The 16,217-nt window shown below is 54.6% G+C and carries 16 protein-coding genes; 9 read left to right on the top strand and 7 right to left on the bottom strand.

Annotation, left to right across the window (positions count from 1 at the left end; translation table 11 throughout):
- The first annotated feature begins 40 nt into the window (after nt 1–40).
- The 6 genes from CBW65_RS05605 to CBW65_RS05580 all read left to right on the top strand — a co-directional run bounded on the left by CBW65_RS05605 (nt 41) and on the right by CBW65_RS05580 (nt 4,955).
- Nucleotides 41–781, top strand: coding sequence for a hypothetical protein (locus CBW65_RS05605; RefSeq protein ID WP_087456006.1), 741 nt, complete (start codon nt 41–43; stop codon nt 779–781).
- Nucleotides 768–1,634: a hypothetical protein gene (locus tag CBW65_RS05600; RefSeq protein WP_157721794.1), complete on the top strand. Its 867-nt coding sequence runs from the start codon at nt 768–770 to the stop codon at nt 1,632–1,634. The genes CBW65_RS05605 and CBW65_RS05600 overlap by 14 nt, the downstream gene beginning before the upstream one ends.
- A complete protein-coding gene (locus tag CBW65_RS05595) occupies nt 1,631–2,446 on the top strand; it encodes a hypothetical protein (RefSeq protein WP_087456004.1) in 816 nt (271 codons plus the stop codon). The genes CBW65_RS05600 and CBW65_RS05595 overlap by 4 nt, the downstream gene beginning before the upstream one ends.
- Before the next feature lie 15 nt (nt 2,447–2,461).
- On the top strand, nt 2,462–3,133 hold the full coding sequence (locus CBW65_RS05590; RefSeq protein ID WP_087459129.1) for an ATP-binding cassette domain-containing protein: 672 nt from the start codon (nt 2,462–2,464) through the stop codon (nt 3,131–3,133).
- Nucleotides 3,134–3,135: 2 nt separating this feature from the next.
- Nucleotides 3,136–3,696 carry a DUF4352 domain-containing protein gene (locus CBW65_RS05585; RefSeq protein WP_087456003.1) on the top strand — a complete coding sequence of 187 codons (561 nt, stop codon included), beginning with the start codon at nt 3,136–3,138 and terminating at the stop codon, nt 3,694–3,696.
- A 68-nt stretch (nt 3,697–3,764) separates the two neighbouring features.
- A complete protein-coding gene (locus CBW65_RS05580) occupies nt 3,765–4,955 on the top strand; it encodes a DUF2515 family protein (protein WP_157721793.1) in 1,191 nt (396 codons plus the stop codon).
- 89 nt (nt 4,956–5,044) lie between these two features.
- Here CBW65_RS05580 and CBW65_RS05575 read toward each other — a convergent pair whose 3' ends face one another.
- The 3 genes from CBW65_RS05575 to CBW65_RS05565 all read right to left on the bottom strand — a co-directional run bounded on the left by CBW65_RS05575 (nt 5,045) and on the right by CBW65_RS05565 (nt 8,286).
- Nucleotides 5,045–6,568: an ABC transporter permease gene (locus tag CBW65_RS05575; RefSeq protein ID WP_087456001.1), complete on the bottom strand. Its 1,524-nt coding sequence runs from the start codon at nt 6,566–6,568 to the stop codon at nt 5,045–5,047.
- On the bottom strand, nt 6,569–7,636 hold the full coding sequence (locus tag CBW65_RS05570; protein ID WP_087456000.1) for an ABC transporter permease subunit: 1,068 nt from the start codon (nt 7,634–7,636) through the stop codon (nt 6,569–6,571).
- A 140-nt stretch (nt 7,637–7,776) separates the two neighbouring features.
- Nucleotides 7,777–8,286 carry a hypothetical protein gene (locus CBW65_RS05565; RefSeq protein WP_087455999.1) on the bottom strand — a complete coding sequence of 170 codons (510 nt, stop codon included), beginning with the start codon at nt 8,284–8,286 and terminating at the stop codon, nt 7,777–7,779.
- Between the two features lie 166 nt (nt 8,287–8,452).
- On the opposite strand from CBW65_RS05565, the gene CBW65_RS05560 reads away from it, so the two are divergent.
- Entirely contained in the window at nt 8,453–9,667 is a 1,215-nt protein-coding gene (locus CBW65_RS05560) for an AAA family ATPase (protein WP_087455998.1), read from the top strand.
- Nucleotides 9,664–10,308 (top strand): RloB family protein, encoded by a 645-nt coding sequence (locus tag CBW65_RS05555; RefSeq protein WP_087455997.1) that lies wholly within the window; start codon nt 9,664–9,666, stop codon nt 10,306–10,308. Before CBW65_RS05560 ends, CBW65_RS05555 begins: the two co-directional genes overlap by 4 nt.
- Before the next feature lie 42 nt (nt 10,309–10,350).
- Here the strand turns inward: CBW65_RS05555 and CBW65_RS05550 are convergent, their stop codons facing one another.
- The 4 genes from CBW65_RS05550 to CBW65_RS05535 all read right to left on the bottom strand — a co-directional run bounded on the left by CBW65_RS05550 (nt 10,351) and on the right by CBW65_RS05535 (nt 13,817).
- Nucleotides 10,351–11,823: a hypothetical protein gene (locus CBW65_RS05550; RefSeq protein ID WP_157721792.1), complete on the bottom strand. Its 1,473-nt coding sequence runs from the start codon at nt 11,821–11,823 to the stop codon at nt 10,351–10,353.
- An 84-nt stretch (nt 11,824–11,907) separates the two neighbouring features.
- A complete protein-coding gene (locus CBW65_RS05545; RefSeq protein WP_087455995.1) occupies nt 11,908–12,120 on the bottom strand; it encodes a hypothetical protein in 213 nt (70 codons plus the stop codon).
- Between the two features lie 311 nt (nt 12,121–12,431).
- Nucleotides 12,432–13,052 carry an arylformamidase gene (kynB, locus tag CBW65_RS05540; protein WP_087455994.1) on the bottom strand — a complete coding sequence of 207 codons (621 nt, stop codon included), beginning with the start codon at nt 13,050–13,052 and terminating at the stop codon, nt 12,432–12,434.
- A gap of 18 nt (nt 13,053–13,070) precedes the next feature.
- Complete coding sequence (locus tag CBW65_RS05535) at nt 13,071–13,817, bottom strand: PH domain-containing protein (protein ID WP_087455993.1); 747 nt, start codon at nt 13,815–13,817, stop codon at nt 13,071–13,073.
- Between the two features lie 344 nt (nt 13,818–14,161).
- Here CBW65_RS05535 and CBW65_RS05530 point away from each other — a divergent pair, with 344 nt between their 5' ends.
- Nucleotides 14,162–16,195, top strand: a complete 2,034-nt coding sequence (locus tag CBW65_RS05530; protein WP_087455992.1) for a (Fe-S)-binding protein — start codon at nt 14,162–14,164, stop codon at nt 16,193–16,195.
- Nucleotides 16,196–16,217 lie beyond the last annotated feature (22 nt).

Here is a 16,217-nt window from a genome sequence, read left to right as displayed (position 1 = left end):
GAGAGCTTTTCTCAGCCTCCCTTTTTGGGGGATCGTGACTTTGGGCACGATCATCGCAGGATTGCACATCGTGCGCGAGGTGGTGCCTTGGATATCGAATGACCTTCCGGCAGCGTCTCAACTTACTCCTTTTACAAAGTGGATCGGAATGGATGCCTTTTCATTCGAATCAAACCTTTTGTATCTGTTACTGCCGTTGCTGGCAGCGATCGTGTACGCAGATTCGTATCTGCTGGATGAAAAAAGTGGATTTACCAAATCGATCTATACCAGAGTGAGCAAAGGGAAGTATCTGATCTCCAAGTTTCTTGTAACCTTCCTGACGGGAGCAATGGCTGTCCTCGTGCCTTTATTCATACATTTGCTGGTCACCGCGATGCTTTTGCCAAGCATGATGCCGGATCCGGCTTCGGGCACTTCGCCCATGATCGAAGGGAAGATGTGGCTGGACTTTTATTACGAGCATCCCTACGCCTACATCTTCTCGTACATGCTGATCGATATGTTGTTCGCCGGTGCGCTGGCAACGTTTGGACTCGCCGTTTCTGTGTTTGTGAAAAAGCGCTTTGTGGTTCTGCTCGCTCCGTTCTTACTCTACCTGTTTTTGTTTTTCATTCTGCAGTTGCTGGGATTGCCGGCTTGGATTCCTTTTAAGTTCTTACAGCCGGGCCAGACCGTCCTGAACATCACGGTGCTGAAGATCGCGAGCGAGTTGGTTGTGGTGCTGGGACTGAGTGCGGCGGTATTCCTGACGGAGGGCAAGCGACGTGAAACTTACTAAACGGGTGAAGAAAGAATGGCTGGAGCTGAAGCATGACGGAGCGCGGGCCATGGTGCGAATCGTGCTGGTGCTGCTGTTTTTGCTGCCGGTCTGCTATTTTCGAACGGACTATCTCCTGTACGAAACAGCGAGGAAGCAGGTTGAACTCGGGATCATGGACGGAATCATCACGATCTTTGGCGAGCCGTTTGCCGCCATTTTGTTGGCCCCGCTCTTTTTGTACCTGATTCAGGAGATCGTGTCTTTTGACGCCAACGAGCAGATCACGCTTCGCTATGGATCGCGCAGCAGCATCTGGGCGGCCAAAGTGAAAAAGATCTTTGTACACGCGTTCCTGTTTACCTGCATGGTGACTGCTGTGGAAGCTGTGGTCGGGGCTCCGCTGTTAGATTATCAAAACACGTGGACGTCTCCGGGCGGGATGCTTCATCTGATCGCAAGCGCGATGGATGCACAGCAGGGGAGTTCGCACATGCTCACAGCTTGGGAGCAGAACCAGGCCTTTTATCACCCGATTGTGATCATCGGACTGACGATGATCTTTGGCACGCTCGGCTTGTCATCGGCAGCGATGGCCGCTTCTATCGTCTCCGCGCTGACCAATCGCGCGATCGTCGGCTATTTCGTCGTGTTGCTGATCTGTCTGATCGATGTGTTCTCGCGCAGCTTCTCGCTGCTCTTCCGCCAGACGATCATTACGCACGCTGAGTGGCTCAGCTTTACGGGCCTGTTCTGGAACGGCCTGTATCTGCTCGGAATCTGTGCGGTGCTGATCATGGTCGGACGCAGCGCTTGGGAGCGCAAAGAGTACTTGTTCGCCAAGGACAAGGAAACGGTTGGTGATTTGCGATGATTCCGAAATTATGGCTGCTGGCCAAACGGGATCTCGCGTTTGGCTTTGGAGTCAACCGCTACAAAATGCTCGCAGTCATCCTGATCTTTGTGTTTGTGGCTTGGATTCAGCATTACAATTTCACGCAGGGAACTGTGCAAGCCAACCTTTACGATTTTTATTTTGAGGCGCTGAAAGGAATCGGGTTTGAAACGGAGATTCCGGTCATCTGGCTGTTCGTTCAGCTGTACATCGCCTACTTGGTGGGGCATTACCCGCAGGACGACCTGCTTGGCAGCGGTCCGTATCTGCTGACCCGTTCCGGCAGCCGAAACTTGTGGTGGATCAGCAAGCTGATCTGGGTGACGGTCACGGTGACGGCGTTTTATCTGCTCGCCTTTCTCACGATCTTGATCGTGGCGGCGATCACGCATCCGCTGTCGTTGTCATGGAGCGAATATGCGGGGATGGAGATGTTGCCGCTTTTGACCGACACCGTACATCCGCTGGTATTTGTGATCCAGACCTTTGGGCTGTGGCTCTCGTCTTCCCTCGCCTTGTCCTTCCTGCAGACGACGCTGTCGCTTGTGCTCAAACCTATCTTCAGCTATCTGGCAACAGCAGCGCTGATCCTCGCTTCGCTGTTTTATCCGTCGGCGCTGTTGCCCGGCTCGCATTCGATGTGGCTGCGCCACACGCTGTTTGAAGCGGAGCGGGGGATCAGTCTGGAACTGTCCTTCTTCTATAATGCAGCGGCAATAGTGGTGTGCGCGGTGCTTGGCTGCCTGATGTTTCAAAAAGTCGACGTGCTCTCGAAGGAGGACACAGAGTAAGAAAGGATGATCGTGATGACAACTGCAAAATCGTATATCCAGATTCAGAACATGTCGAAAAAAATTCAAGGTGCTACCGTGCTTGACTCGATTAACCTTGAACTCCAGTCTGGAAAAATCTACGGCTTCCAAGGAAAGAACGGGTCGGGCAAAACGATGCTGTTTCGGGCCATCTGCGGGTTGATCCTGCCCTCGGCAGGCGAGGTGCGCATCGACGGGGAGCGGCTCGGAGCGGATCTCTCCTTTCCGAGAAGCGTCGGGATCCTGATCGAATATCCGGGCTTCCTGCCCCAGTACACAGGCTTGAAGAATTTGATGCTGCTCGCTTCGCTCAAGGAAGAGATTGGTGAAGACGAAGTGCGCACCAGCATTGCTCGCGTCGGGCTTGATCCGGATGACAAGCGCAAGTTTAAGAAATATTCGCTTGGGATGAAACAGCGCTTGGGCTTGGCGCAGACGATTATGGAAGATCCCGATCTGGTGATCCTCGACGAACCGACCAATGCGCTCGACGATAAAGGTGTTGAGATGGTTCGTGATATCCTGCTTGATCTGAAGCAGCGCGGCAAAACGGTCCTCGTCGCTTCCCACGACAAAGAAGAACTCGATTTTCTGGTCGATGAGAAATTCACGATGGAAAACGGCCGGATTACCAAACATGAAGTGATGAAAAAGGAGAGTGTCTAATCATGAGCAAAAAAAGAAAATCGGTCTTCTCCCGCTGGTGGTTTGCAGTTCTGATCGTGATCGTCGCCGGAGCAGGTTTCTTCGCCTATAAATTCCAGGACGTCAATCAAAATGTGGTCACCGATCCGGAAACGAAAGTGTTTCAGATGGGAGAAGCGGTAGAGTCGGGCGGCATTCTTACGACCGTGACGGGCTTCCATTTTCAAAAAGAAGTGGAAGGGCACGGGTATGACGATTTGAAAGAGAACGAGCAATTTCTGATCGTGGATGTGGCGATCAAGAACCCGACCGACAAAGGGATCAAAGTTCATTTGAACAACTACCAGATTAAGGTGGATAACTGGACGGGCGATATTGTGCTTCCCGCCTTTAAGCATCTGAATCGAGACAACACCGAGTTCCGCAGTCAGGAAATCGCGCCGGGCAAAGAGATCAAAGGTCAGTTTGCATACAAAATCAACAAGGAGCGTTCCCAGAGTGCGAATCTGCGCTTCTCGATCCCGGCTTACCTGCTGGAAAAGGAAGCATTTGAATCGAAAAAAGAAGTCGTGCTCAAACAGTAGGCTTTCACACCTCCGCTTGGTGCATCATAGAGTAGTAAGAAGGGTTTGTGATGCGGAGGTTGTGGAAGATGAGTGTGTGGATGGAAACGTGGCTCGACTTTTGGAAACGGTTGCGCGCGCGGCTGACCGGGCGCTCGAATGAACAGGAAGTTCGGGAAGTGCGCCGGGTGCTCAGCCTCTTGCCGGAAAAAGGCAACTCGCCTGCCCCCGACCCGCTTTTGTTAACAGGCGGGGAACGCAAGCTGTACGACCAGGTCCGGCACGCCACCCGCGAGCACAACCGCAACAACGTCACGCGCACGGCGGCGTATTGGGAGGTCTACCAGCGCTCCCCCGAACTGCACTGGGCGCTGCTCGCCCACATGGTCTCGCGCAACGGGGGGTACAGCATGACCGACCTGCGCGGGGACTTGATCGCGCGGGTGATGGAGGCGGGCCAGGCGGAGGCGTTTTTTCAATTCCTCGAACGGGCGAACTGGCTGATCTTTGGCGACGCCTATCCGCAGCTCTTGCTGTACGAAGCGAGCGTCAAAGGAGGCAAGCCCTTGTTCCATCTGCTGCCGTACTTTGGTGTCTCCCGCTTCATGACGGTGATCTGGGAGCGCTTTTGGGAGCGCAAAGACTCGGAGCTGCTGACCTTGGGACTGATCATCAACGAACAAAATTACATCGAACACCGCGTCGTGCAAAATCCGGCCTACAAGCCGGTGATCGAATCGTTCGAGTTCCAAGCCCAGACCTACCTCAATCTCACACAGGTCGCCCTCCCATACCGCTCGAACACGGACAGCGTCGAACTTGCCGGCTGCGTCGTCGACACGTTTCTGTCGCTGACCGAGCGCATTGACACGGGACGACGTCTGTACGCGATCCTGTTTGGCAAGGAGGACGTGCGCCAAGGGGTGATCTCCTTTGCCAAGAGCCGGCCGCACACCGGGTCGCGCGCCGACTACTGGAGCCACCTCTACACAGCCGATCCGCCTGCAGGCAGCGTCAAACGCAAACGCTACTACCCGCGCGTCAACGGAGCTGTCTTGCGCCCTGGCGCGAAACCGATCTACAGCCCGCGCCTGCACGACGTCTGGCCGGATGTGACCTCCCCGGAACCGCCGGGCGGGGAAGACTGGTGCTGTGCGCCCGATGCGGCGGAGCAATTGTACGCCGCGAAGCCCCCTGCCCAGCATAAGATCACCGGCCTGTACTGCAAAACTTTGATGCTCGTGGAAAAGGCGGTCGCCGCCGAAAGCTGGCTCAAATAAAAACCCGCACCGGGAAGAGGCCTGAAGTCCTCCACCGCGCTGCGGGTTTTGTTATGAGATCCACCGTTTTCCTACTGCATTTGTCACTCTTATTTCGCGCCCTCCGGCTTGGTGAGTTCGCCAACCGCGCGGTTGCCGAACATCGGGAGGTTCCAAGTCTCCTGTTCGCCGTTTGGACCTTTGACTTTGATTTCGATCTGGAGCAGGTCCATTTTGTGGCCGTCGCTCAGCTCCAACTGCTTGTCGGAACGGGTGATCGCGCCAAATTCCACAAATTCATAGCCGGCCTTCAGCTTGGCCATCCAGCCGTCAAACGGCGCAAACGGCTTGTCATAGTTCATCATGTAGCTGCGGTTGCGGCCCGGATTGAGGTACAAGTAGGCTTGGGCATAGTTCCACTTGTCCTCTTTCAGGTTCTTGATGATGCCGGTCGCCGTTTCTTTCATGCCCTGCTCCTGGCGTTTGGTCTGCGCTTCCAGCTCTTTTTTGATCGGATCGATCTGCTCTTGCTGCACCTGCGCCGTCGCGGTGATCACGGTCGGTGATTTGTTGGGCAGGAAGACGAGGATCAACGCACAAGCCGCGACGACGGCGGTGCCCATCGCCAAGACCGGCTTGTTTTGCAAAAGCGGCTGGGTGCGGTACAGGTACGGGCGCGCCAGACGTTTTTGCAACTGCTTGGAGAAGAAGGAGAGGATCAGGATCGACAAGGTCAGGAACAGCCCGGCTGCGAAGAGAATCCACGGATAATAACGCAGTGCGCGCGCACCGTAGGAGATCATCCCGCCCCATTCGCCGGTCATCGTAAGCGTCATGAACTGCGCCGGAGGGCCGTCATCGAAGACAAACCGCTCCCCGCCGCCAAGGAAGATGTTCAGGACGGCGAGCTGCCCGAGCAGGAACAAGACTTGGATAAAATCGGTCAACAGCGCAAACCACATATCGGGGCGCAGATGCGGCATCAGGTGGCGGAAGACGATCCGCGTCGTGGAAGCGCCCATCGTTTTCGCCGCGCCGACATATTCCTTGGCGGCGAAGAAGCGGGCGCGCTCGCCCATCTGGTGCGCGATCTGGAACACGCCGATCAGGACGAGCAGCGTGAACAGCAGGAAGGCAAACATCAGGATTTTCGGATCGTTGGGGTTCATCCCTTCGTTCATCCCAAGCAGCCTCGACAGCCCGTACAAGGTCGGGAAAATAAACAGAAGCGTCGGCACGCCCGATGTGATCAGCTGCAAGGTCTGAATGATCTTGCGCCCGCGCCCGGTCGAGCCGGAGTACAGCCCCATCGGCAAGGCGATCAAAAAGCGGACGAGAGTGACGAGAAATGCAAAGCCCAGCGTGTATTTTGCACCGTTGAGCAGCAGGGACAACACATCATACCCGCGATGGTCGGTGCCGAGCGGGTGCGCCCAGTCTGGAGCAAACGGCGGCGAGATCGGCGTTTTCACGCCATTGACCGTCTCATAGGTGATCCCGACCTTGTGTGCAGCGGTGATCTCATGCGGCATCAGGTATGAGCCAAATACGGCGACAAAGACGAGAATCAACAGGAGCGCCCAGGCCAGTTGGTAGAGCAGGCGGTCTTTTTTAGCTTCCGCAGCGGCGTTCATCTACGCTCCCTCCTTTGCGGACACGACGACGCGGCTGCGCAGGATCGCGAACAGTCCCTGCACGAGCAGCGAGAAGCCGGCCAGAATCGCGCAGGTGGTCGCCAGCGACGTGACATAGGCGATGCTTTGGTTGACCGCATAGCCGCCAAGACCAAAGATGCCGGCCATGACTTCCACAACGACCAGTGACGTCAGCGCAACCGAAACGGCGCGCGGAATGATCGTCAGGAAATCTTCCATCGTGTTGCGCATCATGTGCACAAAGATCACCGACGGGCGGGACAGGCCTTTCGCATACGCGGTCTTGATGTAGCCTTCATCCCATTCGCGCTCAAAAGCGATGCGCAGCGTCCCGTAGACGAGCGCCGCCGGCAGAAGCGAGATCGCCAGCATCGGGATGAGCAGCGGCGTCTGTTTCACGAACTGCATGATGATGATCACCGGCGACCCGGCCAGCTTGTTGATTGCGATCGCGATGAATTGCAGCAGCACGACGACAAAGAAGTCGGGCAGGGACATCAGGAAGCCTTGGCCCGCGTCAAGAAACTTGCCCGCACGGGGCTTCCAGACGGCAAGCAAAGCGGCGAAAAAGCCCAGCGCGATGCCGAGGAACAGGCCCGGCGCGAGGTAGGACAAGGAGCGCTTGAGCATCTCCGGGAGCGAATCGGTGATCGGCAGCGGCTCGGGCCGCGACATGTAGCCGATCATACCGAAATCGCCGTCGAGATAGGCGTTGAACTGCACCTTCACAGCTTCGGTATAGCGTTTAAAATCAAAGGAGGGCGTCGTGACCACAGGCAGGGTAAGCTGCACTTCTCGGTGGCGGGCGATCTGCCGTTCCAGTTCCTGTTTCTTGTCGGCTGGGACGGAGACATACCCGGCCTCAGCATTGGTGATTTGGGTGCCCGGGAACGAGTCGACCACGTTTTGCAGCGTTCCGCCCGGGAGCAGCACAACTTGAATCTCCGTCTTGGAGATCACATCGATCCCTTTGTCCAGATTGCTGATCAGCAGGATGCCGGCCAAGATGCCGATTGCGACCAGCAGCCCTTGTAAAATCCTTACCATCGTCAATCCCCTTCTCTCTGTATGTGAAACCCGCGATAACTGCTTATATAGACTTTAATTCTAACAAGAATGTTACAGAAAATCGCAGAAAGTCGCAACTTTCCAAAAAAAGGCCAACCCGTTGCAGTCCGTCCAGCGTTTTATTTCCCGTCGAGGATTGCTCCGCCGCCGGTGATCGTTTCCGATAGGCGCACGTCTGCGCCTATTTTGGCCAACTTGTAGCCTTGTTGAACCGGCGTGCCCAGTCCGCAAAGACGGCCGGAAGCGGCGCTGTGCCTTCCGCGTACTGATTGCCGAGCACGAGGTAGATCGCCTGCAGTATAGTTTTGGATCATCTTTTTCAGACGGGACTGGTAGACCGACCACTTAAATTCGGGCGGCATGGGAATCTGACTGGCAAACATCACGCTGTGCTCCCGTTCGAATTTTCGGACATAAAACATCGTTTCGTTCTCCGGAATGCCGACGATGCCTTTCTCCTCGTCGATCACCCGAGCGCTTTCGAACTCTTGCACCACCGTTTCCAGCGGCGTCCCGGGCCCGACCATCACCTGAATCCGATCCCGCGCATACCGCTCCACGCCTTTATCCACATTGCTGATCAACAAGATGCCGGCCAGCACCAGCGCCGTGATCAGCACACCTTTCAAGATGCGAATTAATGCAACTCCCCTTTTTGTGATGCTATTACTCATTAGAGGTCGCGAAACGGGAGAGCGTTTCAATGATTCATGGTATAATTTGTACACTGGAATGTAGGATTGTTACATAAGAAGGAAATACTGAAATTATCGAAAAATCTGGGGAGGCGATGAGATGTTACTAGAGTTCAGCGTAGAAAACTTCCGCTCCATCAAAGAGCGTCTCACCCTAAGTATGCTGGCTGCGGAAGAGGAAACGGATTTAGAGCAGAATTTGATACATACGGATGCTTACAGAGAAGGTGCTATTTTAAGGTCCGCTGTTATATATGGAGCAAATGCTTCGGGGAAGACAAACGTGCTGCGGGCGTTTGAATTTATGGTGTACTTTATAGCTACTTCACACCGTCTCCAAAAAGGGGATAAGCTAATTGAGGTATCTCCGTTTCGGATGGATGAGTCCTGTGCGAATTCTCCAAGCAAGTTCGAGGTCATTTTTATACACGAAGGTATGAAGTATGCTTACGGTCTTGCACTTGATCAGGAGCAGGTTCATGAGGAGTACTTGTACAGCTTTCCGCATGGCAAACAGCAACTTATTTTTGAAAGAAAAAATACCACTGATTATGAGTTTGGTAGTGATCATGAGGAACAATCACTACTAGCCAAGCGAACATTAGGGAATGCCTCTTATCTAGCGCTGGCGACGCAATTCAACTATTCCAAAGCTAATCAAGTCTTTGATTGGTTTGCATTCCAAACACATCCTTGGGTAACACTTTACGGGCTCCCTACCTTTCACCATACCGTTGATATCATGGTAGACGACGAGAACAGTCGGGATATGGTGATGGGGATTTTAAAAAGTGCGGATTTAGGCATTCGAGACGTTGGCATAAATAAATACGAAATAAATCCTCGACTCCCACAAAAATACGATATCCGGTTTTTCAGAGAGATTATTCGAGAAGGAATTGTTGAGAGTTTCGATTTTAAATACGAGGAAGAATCTAAGGGAACGCAACGCTTCTTTAACTTACTTGGTCCTGTAGTTACGGTTTTAGAGGTAGGGGCGCTGATCATCGCTGATGAGCTTGAGAATAGTCTGCACCCCTTAATGATGGAGCAGATCGTGAAGCTCTTCAACGACCCGGTGCATAATCCTCATGGAGCGCAGCTTATTTTTACAACGCATAATACGAACCTATTAGACCAGCGCCTGTTCCGTCGTGATCAGATCTGGTTCACAGAGAAGAAACCGGAGACATTTAGCACCGACCTATATTCTCTTTGTGAATTTGTCCCTCGTCAGGATGAGGACTATGAGGCTGGTTATCTTAACGGCCGTTATGGGGCGATTCCGTTCTTTGGGAAGGAGTTTTTGTTTTGAGCCGGCGGGAGTTTGGGGAGAAGAAACGCGGGGCAAGACGGGTGCAGCCGCTGAAGACGATCTTGATCGTCTGTGAAGGCAGCAAGACAGAGAAAATTTACTTTGAACGCTTCAAGGAACGGGACAGTGGCGTCAAGATCGAAGTACCAACAAACAAGTTTACCGATCCAGTCAATCTTGTGAAGTTCGCAAGAGACTATGCAAAGAAACATGACATCAGCGTGGCAGAAGGTGACAGCATCTGGGTTGTATTTGATGTCGATCAGAATCGGGATGAGGAAATCACGAAAGCTAAAGCATTGGCTGACGATCTTGACATCATTATCACACCTTCAAATCCTTCCTTCGAACTCTGGTACCTGCTCCACTACGAACCATCTACGGCTCACCTGACCAACGAACAACTGGGCAAGAAGTTAAAAAAGTGCATCCCGCACTACGCGAAAAACATCTGCGTGTTTGATGAGATCGCTCCAACACAAAAGCTGGCGATCAAGCGTGCTGGTGATCTAAATGCGCACCACACAGGGAAAAACCTGTACAGCCGATCCAGCAATCCTTCCACACAAGTCTTCCGTGTCGTCGTCCACATCGACAAAATCAAAACCGAAAACCGCGCCAACGCCCGCGCGCGAAGATAAAAAGCCGCCCTGCAACAGGGCGGCTTTCGCATTCTCGTGTAATTATTTCGGCTCCAACAGATGGGTGCCGGGCACTTCGATCATCGAGCTCATCTTGGCGCGCATTTCGGCATCGCCAAGGCGGGAGACCGTTTCCAGGACGTCGGTGCGGGTCTTGTGGAACTCTTCGTCATGGGTGGACGGGTCGGGGTGGAGATAGCGCATGGCCGCATAGGCGGCATAGTCGAACAGGTCGTTTTGCACCTCCGGCTCCGCAGCCGCTCCGGCCTGCTTGGAGAGGTAGCCGCGCATCTCGGCGATGCGGAAGAGCAGCTCTTTCCAAGCCAGGCCCTGCTTGCTGTGCTGACGGACTTCCGGGTCCGGCTCGGGCAGGTCGGTGCAGGACAGCATGTCGCGCCAGTCGTGCCAGGAGTCCGGATGGAGCGACTCGATCAGCTTTTGCGCACAGAACTCATCGCGCGGCAGCAGCTCGATCACTTCGCGGAACCCGGCGATGCGGTTGCGGTCGACCGCCTTTTTCGCCCAGCGGACATGGCGCTGCTGGTTGTCGAGGTAGCCGTTGAAGCAAGGGTGGATCGACTCGAACTCATGGTCGCTCAACTTATGCGTCGCCAAGATCTGATCTTTGACCACATTGTCCGGCGGGAAGAACTCGCCTTCGCCCTGCAGCATCAGCCGCTTGCGGTACATGAACAAGGACTTGTCGTTAACGCCTTCCACCGCGCCTTGCAGCACCTGATAGCGGTACAGGCCATACTCCGGGAACGTCGTCACCGCTGCGAATCCATCGTCGATCAGATTCAGGTCATCGCGCACCGCCATCAGCTCGCGCATGATCACCTCTTCCATCACCGACACCGCGCCTTCAATATGTGTGAAATAGGTGACGTCCTCTTCCGGCGAGCCCAAGACGCGGGTATACAGGTCGTGGAACAGCAGGATGTGCATCATCTCATGGATGTAGTTCTGGAATGGGTAGCGGATCACCGAACCGCCGTCCCCGCCGACAAACGAAGCCCGGCGCTGGTAGATCCGCCCGTGCTCGGGACGGAATGCATCCTGTGCGCCTTCTTCCGGGTCGACATACAGCTCATAACCGGCGTTGTAGCTGTGAATCCACACCGCCATGTAGGTTGGCGAGAGCAGCAGCGCTGTGGAATGATTTAAAATCCGGGCCGGCATGTTGAACATATGATCATTGATCTCCGGGCGGGCCGCCAGATAGGCCATGCCGACGGAGAGCGCCTGATACAGCTCAAACTCGCCTTCCGCATTCAGCTCCATGCAGAAGGAGTGCAACGCCTGCAGCCAGGTCGTCACTTTGCCGTCCGACACATCATAGTTGGCAAAAAAGCGCTCCAGCGCCGCAGCGAAATCTTCCGGCTCCACCGTCAAAAAGACGTTCAGCCCGTCCACCCACAGGTCAGAGCCGATCTCCGTCTCGAACCAGGCGGCCTGATCCTCGGTCAAGGTGCGCAATGTTTTATAGGAAACCAAAAGGTCTGAGGGTCTCATTTGACTCAATCCTTTGCGGGGTGTATTTGAATGAAAAATGCCCTTTTCAGAATCCGAAAAGGGCACGTGAGTCATTGAATCAACTTAGTTGCCGCCCGGGATGACGATGCCGGCCGCTTTCACTTCTTTCACGGCAGTGAGCTCAACCGGAATGCCGATCGGGTTGAGGCCTTTGGCTTCCATGATATCGGTGATACCAACCGGGCGGGTGCCTTTTGCTTCGATGATGACCGGCGGCAAGATGCGTGCCTTTTCACCGAGCAAGTTATTTACCGGAATTTTTACAACTTGTTTCATGGTCATTCCTCCTTAGAGTTCGATCATGATTGTGATGTGGATTGCCTCTTTCGCTTCAGCAACGCGCGGAGCTTGTACCGAAGTTTTGACGACTTTCTTCATCTTTTTCAAGTTGTATCTCTCCTTACAGCTCTTGAACGCGGCCGATCCATTTTACTTGCTTCACTTGCTCCACCAAAGTGGAGTTCACGGTTGCTTTCACAACTTTTTTCATAAAGAGAACACCTCCCTTTCACTTATACTTTAATAATAAATGGGGAGGTGTGCGCGGTCAACACTTTTATGCTGAAATATTAAGAAAATTACATGAATTACAATTGGCGCAAGATCGCCCGGACCGGAGAAGCGTCGCTGCCGACCAGATGCAGGGGCAAAGCGATCAGTTCATAACGCCCTTGAGGCACAGCGTCGAGGCGCAGATTTTCCAAGATGTGCAGCCCGCTTTGGAAAAATGCGTTGTGCGCATCGAGCGTCTTGGAATCGGCCGGATCGACCGACGGGGTGTCGATGCCGATCAGCCGCACGCCCTGCTCGGCGAGGTACAGCGCCGCTTCCGGGGCGATTGCGGTGAAGTTGGTGCTGAACACATGCGGGTCGGGGAAGGAGCTGGTTTTGAACAGCAAACGCTGCACGCCCGTCACATCGAGCCCTTGCACGAACTCCAGCGTCACCAGCGGCATCGAGGGCACGTCAACGACCAGCGCCTCTCCGATATACAGGTTCAAGTCGGCCTGCTCGGTCGTCGCGCCTTGGTCATGGTAGTGATACGGGGCATCGGCATGCGTGCCGAGGTGCGGGCTCATCGTGATCTTCGAAACGTTGCAGGAGCCGCCTTCCCGCATGGTCAGCACCCATTCCTGCCCAAACGGCGTGTCGCCTGGAAACGGTGCGGTCTGTGCCGAGATCGGCATGGTGATGTCGTAGATTTTCATGGAATACTACCTCCCTTTTTAAATAGCAAACACCATCGCGAGCAAAATAACGCTGAGCACAGGGAACAGCCACGGCTGCAGCCGGTGCAGGCGCAAGAGCGTGCGGTAGAGGACCACCGCGATCACGACCAGCGCAATCGAACCTGCGTCAAACCAAAACTGGCCGCTGAGCACCAACTGGTCTTCGAGCTCGGCGATCACCAGATTCAGCAGCATGCCGAACAAGAAGATCGGCCAGAGCGCAGGCGATTTTTTCGCATGCTCGGGGACAAAGCCTCTGCTAGTGCCGCCCTGTCGCGCTTGCAGATCGAAGCCGTCTTTTATCCGCATCGCTTTGCTGCGTGCCGCCAGCTCCTCCAGAAACCCATCCTCCACATCGGCAGCAGGAGTCAGGCCGACCAGCCCATCCTGCGTGTCGAGCAGCACGAGCCGGTCGCGGCGCGTCGCATACAGCGTCACCTCATAGGAGGCGACACGAAACAGCCCGTACGCATAACCGCGATACAGCTCGCCTTCAATCGCGATCGGCTTCTCCCAAAAACTCTGCACGGTCAGCGCGCCAATCGACTCATAAGGAATGAGCCGCTTTTGTTTATCCGAATGAATGATCAGTTCATACCGTCCCAGCTCATAGCGCACAAACTGTTTGGACGAACGGTACAGTCCGCTGTAGAGCAAACTTCCGGCACAGGCCAGCAAAAATGCGATGGAAAACCAAGTCATTTCCCGCACCAGCAACACGATCAAAATCAAAACTGCGGCCATCGTCACCGATAACCAGATCGGCTCGCGGTGTTTGCCTTCGACCGGGTGTGCTCTGTAAAAAATTCCTTCGGCGCTGTCGATCGATCTCTCCTCCGTTCTGACTTTTCTGCTTCCTTATTATAACAAGAACGTTCCAAAGCGCGTGAAGTTTCACCGCAGAAGGCAAATGCCTGAAATTCACTCTCGAATTTTTGGCGGAAATCGTGTATAAGTATAGGTGAGGTATTTTCGCTGTGTAAAACCGACCGTTCGGTCGAAATTTGAATGATGATTCATTCATGTAGAAACAATTTGGGAATTATGGAGCAACTATCATCTAGTAAATGCAAAGGGGTTGAACGGAAATGGCGTGGATTAAAGTGCTTTTGTTCCTGATGCTCGCTGGGGTCGCAGGCTACTATAGCATGACGGCGTTGTATCGCCGCTACCAGTACCTGATGCTCGGCGCGGAAGAAAACCGCTTTGACGACAGCGACGCGCGCGTCAAAGGATTCTTCAAGTACGTGCTTGGTCAAGGCAAAGTCCTGGCTGAACCGGCTGGTATCGGTCACTTCATCATCTTCTACGGCTTTATCATCATCTCGATTGGTGCGATGGACTTCTTCGCGCATCACCTGACCGGCCATCACATTCCGGGGCTTGGTTCGAAATTCTTTGTCGCGATGCATGAGACGGCGAACATTCTGGTGCTCGTGGCGCTTGCCATCGCTGCCGTTCGCCGCTATATCTTAAAGCCGATGCGTCTTGACGTAACGGCAGAAGCGGGCTACATCGTCGGCGCCATCGCGCTGCTCATCCTGTCCGACTTCTTCTACTGGGGTGCGGCAGACGCGCTGGAAGGCCATGCGCCGGGCTTTATCGCTCCGGTTGCCGGCTACCTCGCAACCGCATTTGCCGGCATGTCGGAAACGGCGCTCTTGGCAATCAAAGAAGTTATGTTCTGGTTCCACACGCTGGTGCTGCTCGGCTTCACGGTTTACATCCCGCGTTCCAAGCATTTGCACATGATCGGCGCGATGTTTAACGTCTACTTCCGCAAGACCGATTCCCGTCCGGCGGGCAAGCTGAAGAAGCTCGACCTCGAAGACGAATCGATCGAAGAGTTTGGCGTAGGCCGCATCGACCAGTTCTCTTGGCGTCAACTGCTCGACGGCTATGCCTGCACCGAGTGCGGCCGTTGCCATGTCAACTGCCCGGCTACGCTGTCCGGCACTCCGCTGTCTCCGAAATATCTGATCCTGAAAATGAAAGATCACCTGATCGACGTCGGCGATTCCCTGCTCGAAGCCAAAGTGCAAGGCGCAGCAGGCACTGGCGTAGAAGTTGCAGCGACGGCAGAACTGCCGCTCTTGATCGGGGAAGAGCCGGGTCAAGGCATCTACTCCGAAGACGAGATCTGGGCTTGCACCACCTGCCGCGCATGTGAAGAAGCGTGCCCGGTATTTAACGAACACGTCGACAAGATCATCGACATGCGCCGTTACCTTGTCCTCACCGAAGGCAAGGCAGAACCGGAAGTCAACCGTGCGTTCCAGAACCTTGAGCGCCAATCCAACGAGTGGGGCCAAAACCGTTCCACCCGCGGTGACTGGGCGAAAGACCTCGACATCCCGACCATGGCAGAAGTGGAAGGCGAAGTGGAGTGGCTGTTCTACGTCGGTTCCTCCGCATCGTTTGACGTGCGCAACCAAAAGATCGCTCAGGCGTTCGCTCGCCTGATGAAAGAAGCCGGCGTCTCCTTCGCCATCCTTGGCGCAGAAGAAGAGTCGGACGGCGACTCCGCACGCCGCCTCGGCAACGAGTTCCTGTACCAGTCGCTCGCCGAAGCAAACGTGGAGATCTTCAAAGAGTACGGCGTGAAGAAAATTGTCACCACCTGCCCGCACGCGTACAATACCTTTAAGAACGAATACAACGATTTCGGCTTCGAAGCGGAAGAAGTGCTGCACCATACCGAAATGCTGGCGCAGCTGATCGATGCAGGCAAATTGTCGCCGATGCACGATGTCGACCACCTGCTGACCTTCCATGACTCCTGCTACCTCGGCCGCTACAACGGCATCTACACCGCACCGCGCTACATCATCACCAAGATCCCGGGCGTGCGCCTGGTCGAGATGGAGCGTAACAAAGGCAAGAGCATGTGCTGCGGCGCAGGCGGCGGCGGTCTGTTCAAAGAAGACACCGGCACCGAGCGCATCAACGTCATGCGCACCGAGCAGGCGATGGAAACCGGCGCTACGGCGATCGGCACCGCGTGCCCGTACTGCATGACGATGATCACCGACGGGACCAAAGCGAAAAACGTGGAAGAAAACCTTCCGGTCTATGACGTGGTCGAGCTGCTCGAAATGTCTGTCTTCGGCGCGAAACAGTAATCTCTTCGCAACATGAATCAAC

Source organism: Tumebacillus avium, assembly GCF_002162355.1.
In the GTDB taxonomy this organism is placed as follows: Bacteria; Bacillota; Bacilli; order Tumebacillales; family Tumebacillaceae; genus Tumebacillus_A; species Tumebacillus_A avium.
The sequence above is the reverse complement of the archived record's forward strand: the minus strand, read 5'-3'. Positions and strand labels throughout refer to the sequence as shown.

Coding starts and splice junctions, on each gene's coding strand:
- CBW65_RS05595 (WP_087456004.1), top strand. CDS start 1,631: ATGATTCCGAAATTATGGCTGCTGGCCAAACGGGATCTCGCGTTTGGC.
- CBW65_RS05590 (WP_087459129.1), top strand. CDS start 2,462: ATGACAACTGCAAAATCGTATATCCAGATTCAGAACATGTCGAAAAAA.
- CBW65_RS05585 (WP_087456003.1), top strand. CDS start 3,136: ATGAGCAAAAAAAGAAAATCGGTCTTCTCCCGCTGGTGGTTTGCAGTT.
- CBW65_RS05580 (WP_157721793.1), top strand. CDS start 3,765: ATGAGTGTGTGGATGGAAACGTGGCTCGACTTTTGGAAACGGTTGCGC.
- CBW65_RS05575 (WP_087456001.1), bottom strand. CDS start 6,568: ATGAACGCCGCTGCGGAAGCTAAAAAAGACCGCCTGCTCTACCAACTG.
- CBW65_RS05570 (WP_087456000.1), bottom strand. CDS start 7,636: ATGGTAAGGATTTTACAAGGGCTGCTGGTCGCAATCGGCATCTTGGCC.
- CBW65_RS05560 (WP_087455998.1), top strand. CDS start 8,453: ATGTTACTAGAGTTCAGCGTAGAAAACTTCCGCTCCATCAAAGAGCGT.
- CBW65_RS05550 (WP_157721792.1), bottom strand. CDS start 11,823: ATGAGACCCTCAGACCTTTTGGTTTCCTATAAAACATTGCGCACCTTG.
- CBW65_RS05545 (WP_087455995.1), bottom strand. CDS start 12,120: ATGAAACAAGTTGTAAAAATTCCGGTAAATAACTTGCTCGGTGAAAAG.
- kynB (WP_087455994.1), bottom strand. CDS start 13,052: ATGAAAATCTACGACATCACCATGCCGATCTCGGCACAGACCGCACCG.
- CBW65_RS05535 (WP_087455993.1), bottom strand. CDS start 13,817: ATGGCCGCAGTTTTGATTTTGATCGTGTTGCTGGTGCGGGAAATGACT.
- CBW65_RS05530 (WP_087455992.1), top strand. CDS start 14,162: ATGGCGTGGATTAAAGTGCTTTTGTTCCTGATGCTCGCTGGGGTCGCA.